Annotated in this window: 14 protein-coding genes; 11 read left to right on the forward strand and 3 right to left on the reverse strand. The window is 70.2% G+C overall.

The genetic code is table 11. The features are described 5' to 3' along the window. Window positions 1–24 precede the first annotated feature (24 nt). The 3 genes from OP79_RS11455 to nudC all read left to right on the forward strand — a co-directional run bounded on the left by OP79_RS11455 (window position 25) and on the right by nudC (window position 4879). On the forward strand, window positions 25–3591 hold the full coding sequence (locus OP79_RS11455) for an ATP-dependent helicase (RefSeq protein WP_033319996.1): 3567 nt from the start codon (window positions 25–27) through the stop codon (window positions 3589–3591). A 10-nt stretch (window positions 3592–3601) separates the two neighbouring features. Next, a complete protein-coding gene (locus tag OP79_RS11460) occupies window positions 3602–3826 on the forward strand; it encodes a hypothetical protein (protein ID WP_425428561.1) in 225 nt (74 codons plus the stop codon). 105 nt (window positions 3827–3931) lie between these two features. Continuing rightward, window positions 3932–4879, forward strand: coding sequence for an NAD(+) diphosphatase (gene nudC / locus OP79_RS11465; protein ID WP_189320808.1), 948 nt, complete (start codon window positions 3932–3934; stop codon window positions 4877–4879). 5 nt (window positions 4880–4884) lie between these two features. On the opposite strand, the gene OP79_RS11470 is transcribed toward nudC, so the two are convergent. Then, window positions 4885–5127 carry a mycoredoxin gene (locus tag OP79_RS11470; RefSeq protein WP_033319999.1) on the reverse strand — a complete coding sequence of 81 codons (243 nt, stop codon included), beginning with the start codon at window positions 5125–5127 and terminating at the stop codon, window positions 4885–4887. 86 nt (window positions 5128–5213) lie between these two features. On the opposite strand from OP79_RS11470, the gene OP79_RS11475 reads away from it, so the two are divergent. The 4 genes from OP79_RS11475 to OP79_RS11490 all read left to right on the forward strand — a co-directional run bounded on the left by OP79_RS11475 (window position 5214) and on the right by OP79_RS11490 (window position 8886). Continuing rightward, complete coding sequence (locus OP79_RS11475) at window positions 5214–7544, forward strand: ATP-dependent DNA helicase UvrD2 (protein WP_078491734.1); 2331 nt, start codon at window positions 5214–5216, stop codon at window positions 7542–7544. Window positions 7545–7708: 164 nt separating this feature from the next. Next, window positions 7709–8023 (forward strand): hypothetical protein, encoded by a 315-nt coding sequence (locus OP79_RS11480; RefSeq protein ID WP_033320001.1) that lies wholly within the window; start codon window positions 7709–7711, stop codon window positions 8021–8023. Between the two features lie 174 nt (window positions 8024–8197). Continuing rightward, window positions 8198–8566, forward strand: a complete 369-nt coding sequence (locus OP79_RS11485; protein ID WP_033320002.1) for a WhiB family transcriptional regulator — start codon at window positions 8198–8200, stop codon at window positions 8564–8566. Further along, complete coding sequence (locus tag OP79_RS11490; protein ID WP_033320003.1) at window positions 8563–8886, forward strand: hypothetical protein; 324 nt, start codon at window positions 8563–8565, stop codon at window positions 8884–8886. The genes OP79_RS11485 and OP79_RS11490 overlap by 4 nt, the downstream gene beginning before the upstream one ends. Window positions 8887–9084: 198 nt before the next feature. Here OP79_RS11490 and OP79_RS11495 read toward each other — a convergent pair whose 3' ends face one another. Together OP79_RS11495 and OP79_RS11500 are read right to left on the reverse strand one after the other, a co-directional pair. Beyond that, entirely contained in the window at window positions 9085–10479 is a 1395-nt protein-coding gene (locus OP79_RS11495) for an ABC1 kinase family protein (RefSeq protein ID WP_033320004.1), read from the reverse strand. Beyond that, a complete protein-coding gene (locus OP79_RS11500) occupies window positions 10472–11665 on the reverse strand; it encodes a TOMM precursor leader peptide-binding protein (protein ID WP_033320131.1) in 1194 nt (397 codons plus the stop codon). The genes OP79_RS11495 and OP79_RS11500 overlap by 8 nt, the downstream gene beginning before the upstream one ends. Before the next feature lie 234 nt (window positions 11666–11899). On the opposite strand from OP79_RS11500, the gene OP79_RS11505 reads away from it, so the two are divergent. The 4 genes from OP79_RS11505 (at window position 11900) to OP79_RS11520 (ending at window position 15841) form a co-directional block, all read left to right on the forward strand. After that, on the forward strand, window positions 11900–12493 hold the full coding sequence (locus OP79_RS11505) for a M48 metallopeptidase family protein (RefSeq protein WP_033320005.1): 594 nt from the start codon (window positions 11900–11902) through the stop codon (window positions 12491–12493). 145 nt (window positions 12494–12638) lie between these two features. After that, the gene (locus OP79_RS11510) at window positions 12639–14375 is read left to right on the forward strand and encodes a TerD family protein (protein ID WP_033320006.1); all 1737 of its coding nucleotides are present in this window, start codon (window positions 12639–12641) and stop codon (window positions 14373–14375) included. A gap of 13 nt (window positions 14376–14388) precedes the next feature. Next, window positions 14389–15069, forward strand: a complete 681-nt coding sequence (locus tag OP79_RS11515) for an AIM24 family protein (RefSeq protein WP_033320007.1) — start codon at window positions 14389–14391, stop codon at window positions 15067–15069. A gap of 16 nt (window positions 15070–15085) precedes the next feature. Continuing rightward, window positions 15086–15841, forward strand: coding sequence for an AIM24 family protein (locus tag OP79_RS11520; protein WP_033320008.1), 756 nt, complete (start codon window positions 15086–15088; stop codon window positions 15839–15841). Window positions 15842–15844 lie beyond the last annotated feature (3 nt).

Raw genomic sequence — 15844 nt, forward strand, 5'->3', positions numbered from 1 at the left:
GTGAACGCGGCTAGCCTCGCTGAGGTGCCCGCCCGTATCACCGATCCCGAACAGCTCAAGGAGCTCCTCGGCATCCCGTTCACCCCGGAGCAGACGGCCTGCATCACCGCACCGCCCGCCCCGCAGGTGATCGTGGCCGGAGCCGGCTCCGGCAAGACCACAGTGATGGCCGCGCGCGTGGTGTGGCTGGTCGGCACCGGGCAGGTCGCCCCCGAACAGGTCCTCGGCCTGACGTTCACCAACAAGGCGGCCGGCGAACTCGCCGAGCGCGTACGCAAGGCCCTGATCAAGGCAGGCGTCACCGACCCCGATGTGATCGACCCGGACAACCCGCCCGGCGAGCCCGCCATCTCCACGTACCACGCCTTCGCGGGCCGCCTCCTGACCGACCACGGTCTGCGCATCGGGCTCGAACCCACCGCGCGCCTCCTGGCCGACGCCACCCGCTACCAGCTCGCCGCCCGCGTCCTGCGCGAGGCCCCCGGGCCCTACCCGGCGCTCACCCGCTCCTTCCCCGACCTGGTCAGCGACCTCCTCGCGCTCGACTCCGAACTCGCCGAACACCTCGTACGGCCCGAGCAGTTGCGCGCTTACGACGCCGCGTTGCTGCGTGACCTGGAGAGCGCCAAGCTCACCAACGCCGACCTGCGCAAGGTCCCGGAGACGGCCGCCGCGCGCCGTGAACTGGCCGAACTGGTGGGCCACTACAGGGCGGCCAAGCGTGAGCGGGACCTCCTCGACTTCGGAGACCAGATCGCCCTCTCCGCGACGCTCGCCCGCACCCGGCCCGAGGTCGGCGACATCCTGCGCGACGAGTTCCGGGTGGTCCTGCTCGACGAGTACCAGGACACGTCGGTCGCCCAACGCATCCTCCTGGCGGGCCTGTTCGGCGGCGGCACGGGCCACCCAGTGACCGCCGTGGGTGACCCCTGCCAGGCGATCTACGGCTGGCGCGGCGCCTCCGTCGCCAACCTCGACGACTTCCCCGAGCACTTCGCGCACACCGACGGCCGCCCCGCCATCCGCCAGGCGCTCAGCGAGAACCGCCGCAGCGGCGGCCGGCTCCTCACCCTCGCCAACGGTCTCGCGGAGCCCCTGCGCGCCCGGCACGCGGGCGTGGAGGCCCTCCGCCCGGCCCCCGGTGCCGAACGCGACGGCATGGTGCGCTGCGCGCTGCTGCGCACCCACGCCGAGGAACTGGACTGGCTCGCCGACTCCATCGCCCATCTCGTACGCACCGGAAAGGCGCCCGGCGAGATCGCTGTCCTGTGCCGCACCGCGACCGACTTCGCCGAGATCCAGGGCGCGCTCGTCGCCCGCGACATCCCCGTCGAGGTCGTCGGTCTCTCCGGGCTGCTGCACCTCCCGGAAGTCGCCGACCTCGTCGCCGTCTGCGAAGTCCTCCAGGACCCGGGCGCCAACGCCTCCCTGGTCCGCCTGCTCACCGGCCCGCGCTGGCGCATCGGCGCCCGCGACCTCGCCCTCCTGGGACGCCGCGCACGGCTCCTCGTGTCCCACGCGCGCGTGGGCGCCGACGACGACCCGGACCGCCGGCTCGCCGCGGCCGTCGAAGGGGTCGACCCGGCCGAGGTGATCTCGCTCGCGGACGCGCTCGACACCTTCCTGGAGACGCCGTTGGGAGGCGACGGGGACGACGACGGTCTGCCCTTCTCGCCGGACGCGCGCGTACGGTTCGCACGGCTCGCCGCCGAACTGCGCGACCTGCGCCGCTCGCTCTCCGACCCGCTGATGGACGTCCTGCACCGAGTCCTCGCCACGACCGGCCTGGAGGTGGAGCTCTCCGCGTCCCCGCACGCCCTGGCCGCCCGCCGCCGCGAAACCCTGTCCAACTTCCTCGACGTCGCCGCGTCCTTCGCCGCCAACGACGGTGAGGCCACCCTCCTCGCCTTCCTGGGCTTCCTGCGCACAGCCGCCCAGTACGAGAAGGGCCTCGACAACGCCCTGCCGGGCGGCGAGAACACCGTCAAGGTGCTCACCGCTCACAAGTCCAAGGGCCTGGAGTGGGACGTCGTCGCGGTCCCCGGACTGGTCACCGGCACGTTCCCCAGCACCCAGGGCCGCGAGAAGTGGACCGCCCAGGGCAAGGTCCTGCCCCACGAACTACGCGGCGACGCCGACACACTGCCCGACATCGAAGCGTGGGACTCCAGGAACATGAAGGCCTTCCACGAGGCCATGAAGGACCACCAGCACACCGAGGAACTCCGTCTCGGCTACGTCACGTTCACCCGGCCCCGCTCCCTGCTCCTCGGCTCCGGCCACTGGTGGGGCCCCTCCCAGAAGAAGCCACGCGGACCCTCCGACTTCCTGCAGGCCCTGTACGAGCACTGCGAGGCCGGACACGGCGAGATCGAAGCCTGGGCGGACGAACCCGAGGAGGGCGAGGAGAACCCGGCGCTTCACGAGGCCACCGGCGACCACGCGTGGCCCCTCCCGCTGGACGACGCAGCGCTGGCCCGCCGACGAGCAGCCGCGGCAACGGTGCTGGCCCACCTGGAGTCCGAGCACTCCCACGAGGCGGCCCACCCGTCGGCTCACGACGCCCACGCCCCCTACGACGATCCGGACTGGCCGCCTCCGCCCGAGGAGGACGAACCCCCTTACGGGGACGGTGACTTCGCCGACGAAGCTCCGTACGTGGACGAGGCCTTCCATGAAGAGGCCGGTTTCGCCGACGGGCCATATGGAGAGGCCGAATTCGCGGACGGGCCGTACGGAGAGGCCGAATTCGCGGATGAGCCCCTGGCCCCCCCGGAGCCATGGCCCCGGAACCGGCCGAGGATCCCGCGCCCCACTCCCGCCCCGGACGCCCGCCCGCACCCACGTGACACCGCGCCCCTCACCCCCGAGGAAGCCCGCACCATCGCCTCCTGGGACCGCGATCTGGACGCCCTCACCGGAGAACTCCTGCGTGCCCGCGAGAGCGTCAAGGACGTACCCCTGCCGATCTCCCTGACCGCGTCCCAGATGCTGAGCCTGGCCGCCGACCCGGACGCCTTCGCGCAGGAGCTCGCGCGCCCCATGCCGCGCCCCCCACAGCGCGCCGCACGCCGCGGCACCCGCTTCCACGCCTGGGTGGAGACCCGCTTCGAAGAGCTGCGGCTGCCCATGCTGGAGCCGGAGGAACTGCCCGGCAGCGAGGCCGAGATCGCGGACGAACGCGACTTGGAGGCACTCAAGGACGCCTTCGAACGCACCCCGTACGCTCACCGCACGCCCTACCGCGTAGAAGCCCCCTTCCAGCTCGAGATCGCCGGACGAGTCGTACGAGGCCGCATCGACGCCGTCTACAAGGAGAGCGACGGCGACGGGACGACGTACGAGATCGTCGACTGGAAGACCAGCCGCAGCCGCACCGCCGACCCCCTCCAGCTCGCCCTCTACCGGCTCGCCTGGGCCGAGCAGCACGGCGTGCCCCTGGAGTCCGTCAAGGCCGCATTCCTCTACGTACGCGGCGGCGAGATCGTACGGCCCGAGAATCTGCCGGACCGGGCCGCACTGGAGCGGCTGCTCCTGGAGGAGCCGTCCTCGGACGAACCGCCGGACCAGCGTGTCGGTGCGGGCCGATAGGCTCGTGAGCATGAGCAAGACTTCGGACAGCGCCGTCCGCCTGTACATCGAGAATCACCGCGCCGCCTTCCTCGACGCCCCCACCGAGTGGCCGCGCATCCCGTCCGTGCCGGCCTGGCCCGAGTACGCGGCGGACATACGGCGCAGCGCCGACCGGCTTGCCGCGAAACCCCGGGAGACCGGCTTCCCGACCGCCGAGGGCGGTGCGGGCCCCGCCGCGGACGTGGCGACCTAGCGGACAACGCGCGCGATGCACACTGAAAGAGCCCGCCGAACGCCGCCGAGTCCTGCCGCACGTCCCACTGAAATACCCGTTCCACCGGGGGAGTTGGAAGAACCCGTGACCACCTGGACCGATCACACCGCCGACCGTCCCATCTCGCTCACCGCCCCGAGCGGCATCGACCGGGCCGCCCACCACCGGCTCGACGAGGCCTGGCTCGCCGCGGCGTGGAGCCACCCCACAACCCGCGCGTTCGTGGTCTCCGGCGGCCAGGTCCTCATCGACGAGACGGAGGACGGCACCACCGAACTCGTCATGACCCCCTCCTTCGAAGCACCCCTCACCGAGGCACACCGCTACTTCCTGGGCACCGACGACGACGGCGTCAGCTACTTCGCACTCCAGAAGGACGCGCTCCCCGGCCGCATGGACCAGTCCGCACGCGCCGCGGGACTGCGTGAGGCAGGCCTGCTCCTGTCGCCCCGTGACACGGGACTCATGGTGCACGCCGTCGCCCTGGAGAACTGGCAGCGCCTGCACCGCTTCTGCTCCCGCTGCGGCGAACGCACCGTGATCGCAGCGGCCGGCCACATCCGCCGCTGCCCCGCCTGCGGCGCCGAGCACTACCCACGCACCGACCCGGCCGTGATCATGGCCGTCACGGACGACGACGACCGCATCCTGCTCGGCCGCCAAGTGCACTGGCCCGAGGGACGGTTCTCCACCCTCGCCGGATTCGTCGAGCCCGGCGAGTCCATCGAGCAGTCGGTGCGCCGCGAGGTCCTGGAGGAGGCCGGCATCACCGTCGGGGAGGTCGAGTACATCGCCAGCCAGCCCTGGCCCTTCCCCTCCAGCCTCATGCTGGGCTTCATGGCCCGCGCCACCTCGGCGCACATCGACGTCGACGGCGACGAGATCCACGAAGCCCGCTGGTTCTCCCGCGAAGAGCTACGGGCCGCCTTCGAGTCCGGGGAGGTGCTTCCTCCCTACGGCATCTCGATTGCGGCCCGCCTGATCGAACTCTGGTACGGCAAGCCCCTGCCGAAACCGGGCACGGCTCTTTAGAGAGCTCAGGCCCCTATCTTCTGCTTGACCTGCGCCAGCGAAGGGTTCGTGAGGGTCGAACCATCCGGGAAGCGCAAGGTGGGCACGGTCTGATTGCCCCCGTTCGCCTTCTCCACGAACGCCGCCGACTCCGGGTCCTGCTCGATGTTGATCTCCTCGTACGCGATGCCCTCGCGGTCCATCTGGCCCTTCAGCCGACGGCAGTAGCCACACCACGTGGTGCTGTACATCGTCACAGTGCCCGGCATATGTCTCGCGCTCCTTTGCTGCTGAGGGTGCGTATTCGCAGAGAGTGGAACGTACGCGACCGGCCCACCATTCCCGTACGCCGCCGGTGTGGGGCCCGGAGGCCGGCGCAGCGCCTGCCGCATTAGTACGACTGCGAGCATTTACCTGTGGACAACCAGCGCACCGGTCATCGCCGAACTGGCAGCATGGCGGGGTGACAGCAGCAACGCACTCCACCCTCTTCCCGCAGGGCTCCGGCAGCTCGCAGTACCCGGTCCCGCCGGGCGGAGCCGACGCGGTGCTCGAAGGCCTCGACCCCGAGCAGCGCGAAGTCGCCACCGCCCTGCGCGGGCCGGTGTGCGTACTGGCAGGAGCCGGCACGGGCAAAACCCGGGCGATCACCCACCGCATCGCCTACGGAGTGCGCGCCGGGATTCTCCAGCCCTCCAGCGTGCTGGCCGTCACCTTCACCAACCGCGCCGCCGGCGAGATGCGCGGCCGCCTCCGCCAGCTCGGCGCCTCCGGAGTCCAGGCACGCACGTTCCACTCCGCCGCCCTGCGTCAACTCCAGTACTTCTGGCCCAAGGCGGTCGGTGGCAGCCTGCCGCGGCTCGTCGACCGGAAGATACAGCTCGTCGCCGACGCCGCAGCCGGCTGCGGGATCCGCCTGGACCGGGGCGAACTGCGCGATGTCACAGCCGAGATCGAATGGTGCAAGGTCACCCGGACCGTCCCCGCCGACTACGCGGCGATGGCCGCCAAGACCGGCCGGGAAACTCCCCGCCACCCGGGCGAGATCACCCAGCTCTACGCCGCGTATGAGGACGTCAAACGCGACCGCGGTGTCATCGACTTCGAAGATGTCCTGCTGCTGACCGTCGGCATCCTCCAGGACCGGCACGACATCGCCGATGCGGTCCGTGCCCAGTACCAGCACTTCGTGGTCGACGAGTACCAGGACGTCAGCCCCCTCCAGCAGCGCCTCCTGGAACTGTGGCTCGGTGAGCGCGACAGCCTCTGCGTCGTCGGCGACGCCAGCCAGACGATCTACTCCTTCACCGGTGCAACCCCCGACCACCTACTCGACTTCCGTACCCGCCACCCCGGCGCAACGGTCGTCAAGCTGGTCCGCGACTACCGCTCCTCGCCCCAGGTCGTCCACCTGGCCAACGGCCTGCTGGCCCAGGCCCGCGGCCGCGCCGCCGAGCACCGTCTGAAGCTGATCTCCCAGCGCGACCCGGGCCCCGAGCCGGTCTACACCGAGTACACCGACGAGCCCGCCGAGGCCGAGGGCGCCGCCCGCCGTATCCGTGACCTCATCGCCTCCGGCGTTCCCGCGAGCGAGATCGCCATCCTCTTCCGTACGAACGCCCAGTCCGAGATCTATGAACAGGCCCTCGCCGACGCCGGGGTGCCCTACCAACTGCGCGGCGCCGAGCGGTTCTTCGACCGCCCGGAGGTGAAGAGGGCCATCCACGGTCTGCGTGCGGCAGGCCGCTTCGGGGGCAACGACTCCCTCCTGGACGACGCCGTGGACCTGCCCGCGCAGGTACGAGCCGTCCTGTCGAGTGAGGGCTGGACCAGCGAGCCGCCCGCCGGATCCGGCGCGGTCCGCGAGCGCTGGCAGTCACTGGCCGCCCTGGTTCACCTCGCCCAGGACTTCGCCGCCGCCAAGCCCGACGCCACGCTCGGCGATCTCGTCGCGGAACTCGCCGAGCGTGCCGCCGCCCAGCACGCCCCGACCGTCCAGGGCGTGACTCTCGCCTCCCTCCACTCCGCCAAGGGCCTGGAGTGGGATGTCGTCCTTCTCGTCGGCGTCGCCGAAGGCATGATGCCGATCACCTACGCAAAGACCGAGGAACAGATCGAGGAGGAGCGCCGCCTTCTCTACGTCGGCGTCACCCGTGCCAGACAACACCTCTCCGTTTCCTGGGCGCTGTCCCGCTCGCCCGGAAGCCGTCCCAACCGCCGCCCCAGCCGTTTTCTCGACGGACTGCGCCCTGGCTCCACCGCCGCCCCGACCCGAGGCGGCGCAGGCGGCCCCGGCGGCATCGAGCGCGGTGTCGCCGGTGGTGTCGAGGGCGTGGTGCGGCGGGTGCCCCGTCAGCCCGCCCGCTGCCGGGTCTGCGGCCGCACCCTCACCGACGCCGGTGAGATGAAACTGATGCGCTGCGACGACTGCCCCTCCGACATGGACGAGGGACTGTACGAGCGGTTGCGCGACTGGCGAGCGGCCCAGGCGCAGCGCAGCGGACAACCGGACTTCTGCGTCTTCACGGACAAGACACTGATGGCCATCGCCGAAGCGGTACCGGCCACTCCGGCTGAACTGGCCCGCATCCCGGGCGTCCTCAACCGCAAGCTCAACCGCTACGGAACCGAAGTTCTTGCCATCTGTGCAGGTCAGGGGCTTGAAGAGGGAAACGATGAGGACTGACGCAAACTCGTCGAGAAAATAGTTTGCGCATGCCCCAGGAATCCCCATAGGTTCTTAAGCACGGAAGCGGCGGCCTTCTCCAAGGCCCTGGTTCCGTGCTGTACTTAATAACCGTCGGACCGGCTCACCCCGGTCCCCCAAGACGCCGAGAGGAGGCGATTCCAGTGATCAGCATCAACACCAGCTCCATCAGCACCGTCAAATTGACCGATCGCTCGGTCGTCTCCACGTGCCTGCTCGGCGTCTCGAGCCTGGGCACCGGTCTGTCCGGCATTCCTGCTGTCCGGCCGGCGTCCTTCGTGTCTCTCGCGGTCCTTCCTGTCCGTGAGCGCAATGAGCGACCGATGAAGGCACTGGAAGCAGTAGGGGCACAGGCGCAGGCCTATGCCTTTGCGGCCGCCGGTGCCGGAGCCGCCAAGCAGACGCACCACACGATGTGGGCCTTCCGTGGGCCTGAACCCTGGAGTGATCCAGCCTGATCGGCGATCAGGCCGGCGCCTTCAGGGCCGCGGAACCCCACCCGGGATCCGCGGCCCTTCTGTTTGTCCCCGACCAGGGACGACAGAGCGAAGGGGCCTCGGGACAAGAAAAGAACCCGGTACCAGCCGCCAACCGGCCAACCGGCCGGCACGACCAGACGAGGAAGACGAACCGTGCAACTCGAAGCGCACGCCCCGTCCGTACCGCCTTCCGAAACGATCCCCCCGCCCGGCCTCACGGAGGACTCCACCTTGATCCCGCTCACTGCGCTCACCGCGCTCGACGACGCCATCGAGAACCTCGGCGTGCCCGTCCCCTGCCGCTCCAACGACCCGGAGGTCTTCTTCGCCGAGTCGCCGGCAGATGTCGAGTACGCCAAGTCCCTCTGCCGCACCTGCCCGCTGATCGAGGCCTGCCTCGCAGGCGCCAAGGAGCGGCGTGAGCCCTGGGGCGTCTGGGGTGGCGAGCTCTTCGTCCAGGGTGTCGTTGTCGCCCGGAAGCGGCCGCGTGGTCGCCCGCGCAAGAACCCGGTCGCGGCATGACCACCACAGGAACGATCGATCGCCCCCTGACGCACGACCCCAAGGATCAGGCCCCGATGAAGCCGTCCAACAGCGAGCCCGCCGGCTCCGCGACTCCAGACTTCACCACCACCGGCGCGAGCGACTCGCGTCAGAACAGGACCCGTGAGATGCAACTCATCCAAGAAGCCCTGGCTCGTGCGCATATGCGCGAGCGGCAGCGCGCCGCCGAGGCCGAGCGCCAGGCGATCCGCCTGGTGACGGCCCGCCGGATGCAGCGCCGCGCCGAGCGCGCGTCGCTGCGCGCTCGCCGCGCCCTGGCCATGGCGGTCATGCAGTAAGGCCGCATCGACGCAACAGCCGCAGCAGCCGCAATGGCCTTGGTGTCGGCAACGGCAGTTGAAGCAAACCTCTGATCGCGGGGGCTGGTCCGAACGGACTGGCCCCCGCGGTGTGTTGTACCTCCGGGGGTCCGACCCCCCCCGCCATCCGTCGGACCCCGGCTTACGCACGTACGCGCTCAAGCCCCCGCCCGGACCTCACGCCTCAGCCGCCGACTCCCCCTCTTCCAGGGCCGTTTCGTCCTCCGGGAGAAACCCCGGCAGCCACTCCTCGAGTTCCTCTCGGAGCCGTACCGTGGCGCCCAGTTGGCACAGCACGCCGATGGTGCTCAATGTCACCCGGTGTATCAACAGATACGCCGGAGGGAGGTTGAGCTGCTTGCCGAGCTGGTACGCGGGGGAGCGGGGGTCGCCGATTCGTGCCGCCTGGCTGCGCATCCAGCCTCGGGTGAAGGTGAACTCGTCGACCTTGGCCGGCTCGATGATGGGGAGCAGGTAGTCCAGGACGGCGTCCGGGTCGAGCTCTATCGACTCCTTGACGAAGCCCTCCTCACAGAGCAGTTCGTAGACCTGTTCGGCCTCGCCGTCGAGGGTCATCCGCAGCGAGTCGCCGATCGTCGGCGGCAGACCGCCCGGGAGGCGGTCCACCGTGCCGAAGTCCATTACGCCCAGACGCCAGCCATCCATACCGTCCTTGCCGTCGGGGTCGCCGGACTCGTCGGGCAGGAGTCGGAAGTTGCCGGGGTGCGGGTCGGCGTGCAGGAGGCCGGTACGAGCCGGGCCGGAGAAGAGGAAGCGGGCGAGGAGCTGTCCTGCCCGGTCCCGCTGCTTCTGCGTACCGCCCGTGATCACCTCGGACAGAGGGATGCCGTCGATCCACTCGGTCACCAGCACCTGCTCGCACTGGTGGACCACAGCCGGTACCAGTACATCCGGGTCGTCCGCGAACTCCTCCGCGTGCGCCTGCTGGGCCTGTGCCTCCAGGCCGTAGTCGAGCTCCTCGGACACCCGGTCGCGCAGCTCAGCGATGAGCGGCTTGACATCCATCCCAGGAATCAGCGGCCCCAGAAGTCGGGCGAAACGGCTGAGTTGGTTCAGATCGGAGAGCAGTGCCTCGCCCGCCCCCGGGTACTGCACCTTGACGGCGACCTCCCGACCGTCGTGCCACACCGCGCGGTGCACCTGCCCGATGGAGGCCGCCGCGGACGGCTTGTCCTCGAATTCCACGAACAGGTCGTGCCAGTCCTTGCCCAGCCGCTCCTCGAGCACGGTGTGCACCGTGCGTGTCGGCATCGGCGGTGCAGCCTCCTGAAGCTTCGTCAGTGCCGCGCGATACGGTCCCGCGACCTCCTCGGGCAGCGCCGACTCGAAGACGGACAGTGCCTGCCCGAACTTCATCGCGCCGCCCTTGAGCTCGCCGAGCACCTTGAACAGCTGCTCCGCCGTGCGCTGTTGCAGCTCGCGGCCCACGATCTCCGCCGACTTCCCGCCTATCCGTTTGCCGATGCCCCAGGTGGCCCGCCCGGCGAAGCCGAGCGGTAGGGCGGCGAGCTTGGCGGTCCGGGTGACCGCCTTCCGGGGAAGATCAGACATGCGCCCTCCAAGTACAGGACAGCCGAGCCGCTTGCGGCTGTTGCCCGGCCATTGTCTCGTGCGGCCTCTCGTCCTCAGAGGTCTGCTCCCCCTTAGCTCTCTCCGCAGTCCCGCACGAGCATGCGGGATGAGGCCACACGGGGCGTGCATGCCAGTCGAAACCGGGCACCGACGTCTCCCAACGAGCACCCGCGCTGGACGGCAACTCTCCGTCCAGAAAAGCGAGTGCGTGTCCCGCGGCCAGCCCGGCGACCGTAGCCGAGAGAGTCAGATCACACGCCTGCACCTGACGGGTCTGCCCGGAACGCCACTGTGCGACCAGGCGCGGCCAGCTCGGGTCGCGGTCGGTGCGGCCCCGGTCCAGGCAGCCCGCGCAGGCCGTGTCGCCGGGCAGGACAAGCGGGCCGACGACTCCTGTGCCCTCCACCACCCCGGCGTACAGATGCGGTGTCCCGGATGCGATCAGCGGCTCGGCGGTGGCCGGGTCGGGGGCGTGGGCGGCGAGGCCGTCCCGTGGCGCGAGGATCACCAGGGAGAGCCCCGGCTCTTGTTCGTCGGGAGGTGACTGTGCGCCGCCGCGCCGCGGTGGGCGGTTCGGTGCCGCACGGCGCACCGCCCGCCGCGCCGCCTCTTCCCTGCGCTCGCCGATCGAGTCGGCGGGCAGTCCGCCCGGTGCGACATCCCACGGCTCGACGCAACCACCGTCGCGTACGTCGACATGGCCCACGCCCGCGCCTGCCAGCGCGCAGGCCATGGCCACACCCACCCGGCCCGCGCCCCACACCTGCACGCGCAGGGAACGGCGGGCCGCCAGCCGGCGCATGCCCTCGCCCGGTCCGAGGGCGACCAGGGAGAGGGACGCGAGATCGGCCCGCAGCCGGTCCAAGGCCGCCTTCTTCTCGCGCAGGGCGTCCGCGTCCGGGCCGCCGCCCGTCGCGTCGTCCAGCAGTCCTGCTCGGGCCAGCCGCTCCACGAGCCCGTCGACATGGCCGTCGGGCAGACCCATGCGGTGCCCCTCGTCGCGCAGGAGAGGAAGCCCACGTGTTCCGTCGAGCAAGGTCAGGAAACTGCTCGTCGTCGTGTCCATCGGGCCGAGCACCATCGCGTGTGCCGGTGCCATCCCGAACTGCACGGTGTTCAGATCCCGCCAGGCGCGCCGAAGCGCGGGTTTCACCATCGGATGCATGACAGCCCCCCGTACGTCCCCGTTGTGCCGGTGGTGCTCGTCCTGCTCCGCCGGTCGGATTGCCAGCATGCACGTCCCGGCCGTCGAGTACCGAAAGTTATCCACAGGCTGGGTGCACTCGTCGTACAAATCAGGCGTACGGAGTATGGACAAACTGGGCGCGCAGAGCGCGGATCGGCATCGAACCGTCCCGGAGGCGGGACTTCCACCATGCGCAACAGGTACCGTCGGGGCGTGTCCGCCGACCCACTGAACCGCGGAAAACCACAGCGCAGCACGACGGGCGAGCCGCCGAGCGGCTCGGGGGCGAGCGCGATCGAGGTCCGCCGGAGCACTCGCCGACGCAGAACGGTCTCCGCGTATCGCGAGGGTGATCGTACCGTCGTACTGATCCCCGCCCGGATGTCCGAGGCGGAGGAGCAGCGTTGGGTGGGCGTCATGCTCGACAAGCTCGCCGCCCAGGAGAACAAACGGGTACTCGGCGACGCGGAGCTCTCCGAGCGTGCCGCCCGGCTCTCCGACCAGTACTTCGACGGCCTCGCCCGGCCCTCCTCGGTCCGCTGGGTCACCAACCAGAACACCCGCTGGGGCTCCTGCACCCCGGCCGAGGGCAGCATCCGCCTGTCGCACCGCTTGCAGGGCATGCCCGAATACGTCGTCGACTACGTCCTCGTCCACGAACTCGCGCACCTGCTCGTGCCCGGCCACGGGCCCCGCTTCTGGCAGCTCCTCGATGCCTATCCGCGTACCGAGCGGGCCCGCGGCTACCTCGAAGGGGTGGTCGCCGCCGACCGGCTGCCCCATCTGCCCGCCGCGCGCGACGAGTGACAGGGGTCCGGCGGCGCGACTGTGCTGGTACGGGCCGGAAGCAGGGATTGTGTACCGGGTCTGTACCGGCTTCGTCCGCGGCCGGATTTTGCGGTTAGCCTGACGCGCGACGCACTCGTATCGGGATGGGGGACGGTCGTTACGCATGGCCAGGGAATTCCAACGCGGCCACAAGGCCAAGATCAGTGACCTCACCGCGGGCACCGATCTGTACGTAGGCGTGCAGATCACCGGCCCCGGGCTGACCTTCGACATCAGTTGCTTCGGTCTGGACGCCGACGAACGGCTTTCGGACGACAGGTACTTCGTCTTCTTCAACCAGCCGAAGACTCCTGAAGAGTCCATTCAGCTCCTGGGAGCGCAGGCGGGCGACACGGAGTCCTTCCGCGTCACGCTCGACAAGATCCCGCCGCAGATCCAGAGGTTGTCGTTCACGGCGACGCTCGACGGCGCCGGGCAGTTGTCGCAGATCGCCCCCGGATACCTCCGTATCGTCGCGGGCGGCGAAGAGGTGGCCCGGTACCCCTTCAGCGGCGCCGAGTTCTCCACCGAACGCGCCGTGATGCTGGGCGACTTCTACCTCAAGGACGTATGGCGGTTCGCGGCGGTCGGGCAGGGCTTCGACGGCGGACTCGACGCGCTGCTGAAGAACTTCGGCGGCGAGGTCGCCGAGGAGGAGCCCGCCGCCGCACCGCAGCCGCAGGCCGGCGCGCCGTCCTTCGCGCCACCCGCGCAGGGCACCGCGCCGCCCGCGTTCGGCGCCCCGTCGGGCCCCGCAACGCCGGCTCCGGCCCCCGCTCCGCAGCCCGCCCAGGGCTTCGCGCCGCCCCCGGCAGCCACCCCGCCACAGGCACCCGCACCTCCGGAGCCCACACCCCCCATGCACGCCGCACCGACCATCGCGGCGCCCATGACCCCGCCCGGCGGCGGCCCTGTACCGCCTCCGGCACCCGCTCCCGCGCCCTACGGGCAGCCGCCGGACCAGCAGCAGCCTCCGTACGGCCACCCCTCCGCCCCGAGCGCGCCTCTGCCGCCCGGTTACGGACAGCCTCAGGCACCCCAAGCACCTCAGGCCCCCGCCCCGCCGCCCGGCTATGGCCAGCCGACCCCGCCTCCCGGGTACGGGCAGCAGCCGCCGTTCGGCCAGGTCCCCGGCCAGCCCGGTGCTCCGGCCGCGCCTGCCGGGTACGCAGTACCGCAGGGCGCTCCCCAGGGCGGCGCCGGTGTTGCCGCGGCGCTTCAGCCGTACAAGGAGGCGCCCACCGGGCAGCGCTGGACCCAGCAGAACAAGAAGATGGTCCGTGTCGACCTCGGCATGGGCGGTGACCAGGCAGTGCTCGCCCGCCAGGGCAGCATGGTGCTCTACCAGGGCAAGGTCGACTTCAGCTACAAGAGCGCCGGATTCTCCGGCCGGATCGTGGGCAACGCGACCGGCCAGGAGATGCAGCTGATGCGCTGTTCGGGCAAGGGCCAGGTGTTCCTCGCCGAGAAGTCCGCCATGCTGCACCCCATCGAGCTGCAGGGCGACGCCATCTGCGTCTCCGCGGAGAACGTTCTCGCGTTCGACGAGACACTCCAGTACGAGGTCCGCCGCGTCGAAGGACACGGCATCCCCGGAGGCGCGCTGTTCACGATGCAGTTCCAGGGGACCGGCACGATCATCGTCAAGACGCAGGGAGCGCCCGTGGTGCTGCCGGTCACGCCGACGACGTTCGCCGACTGCAACGCCGTCGTCGCCTGGTCCGCCGCCTCCCAGGTGATCGTCTCCAGCCAGGTGCGGATGCGCCGCAACGCCTACCCGGGCGACACCGGAGAGAGCGTGAACCTCCAATTCCGCGGCGCGCCCGGCAATTTCATCGTCGTCCAGCCGTACGAGGTCTGAGGGAGCCCGTCACATGAACCAGCAGCTCGCGGGCTTCGCCCCGGCACCCGTTGCCGCACGCATGGAGAACCACGGCAACCACATGCTCAAGGTCGCCATGCAGAGCGGAAGCGACCTCCTCGCACGCGTGGGGTCGATGGTCGCCTACGAAGGCTTCGTCCAGTACGAGCCCAATCCGCCGGCCGTGCGCCAGATCGCACGCGACTGGGCCACCGGTGAGGGCGCGCCCCTGATGAAGTGCTCCGGAGACGGTCTGCTCTATCTGGCCGACTACGGAGCGAACGTGGTCGTCATCAACCTCAACGGCGACGGAATCTCCGTCAACGCCACCAACCTGCTCGCCTTCGACGCACACCTCCAGTGGGGCGTCGAACGCGTCAAGGGACTGGCGAAATTCGCCGGACAAGGCCTGTGGAACACCAAGATCTCCGGGCAGGGCTGGGTCGCGCTGACCTCCCGGGGCAAGCCCATCGTCGTCGACTGCGGCGGCGGGGAGGACGAGACATACGTCGACCCGGACGCGCTCGTCGCCTGGTCCCCGAACCTCAAGGTGAAGGGCAAGCGCACCTTCAAGGCGGGGTCGCTGATCGGGCGGGGCAGCGGAGAGGCGTTCCAGATGGCCTTCTCCGGACAGGGCATCGTCGTCGTCCAGCCCAGCGAGGACAGCACCGACCGCCTCCGACTCCGGGGCTGAGGGGGAGCCACACATCATGCAGAGCCCGCTTTTCGCCTACAACGAGCAGCAGTCCCAGGAACGCTACAGCCTGCAGAACAAGCAGATGCTGCGCGTCGCCCTGGAGGGCCACGACGACGTGCTCGCCCGCAAGGGCACCATGGTCGCCTACCAGGGGCTGGTGGAGTTCGACGCCGAGTTCCAGAGTTCCGGTCAGCGGCGCTCCCGCGCACAGACGGGAGAGGGCCTCGACCTGATGCGCTGCCATGGACAGGGCACCGTCTATCTGGCCAACCTCGCCCAGCACATCCATGTGGTGGACGTGGACCAGGACGGCCTCACCGTGGACAGCAGCTACGTCCTGGCCATGGACTCCTCGCTGCACCACGAGGTGATCGCCGTGGACAGCCAGTACGGCATCTCCGGCTCCGGCAAGTACCAGCTCAACATCTCCGGGCGGGGCAAGGCCGCCCTGATGACCTCGGGGATGCCGCTGATGATGCAGGTCACCCCTGACCGGTTCGTGAACTGTGACGCCGACGCGATCGTCGCCTGGTCGACGAGTCTGCGTGTACAGATGCAGGCCCAGACGCACTCCTCCGGAGTGTTCCGGCGCCGCGGCAACACCGGTGAGGGCTGGGAGCTCAGCTTCATGGGCCAGGGCTACGTACTCGTCCAGCCCAGCGAGCTGATGCCGCCGCAGAACGCGACGATCGGCTCCGGCCTCGGCGCACAGTACGGAGTGGGCCAGCAGGGAGCCCGGGGACAGAACCAGGGCAACGCCTGGAGTTGACCC

The organism is Streptomyces yerevanensis, from assembly GCF_000716805.1.
Classification (GTDB): domain Bacteria; phylum Actinomycetota; class Actinomycetes; order Streptomycetales; family Streptomycetaceae; genus Streptomyces; species Streptomyces flaveus.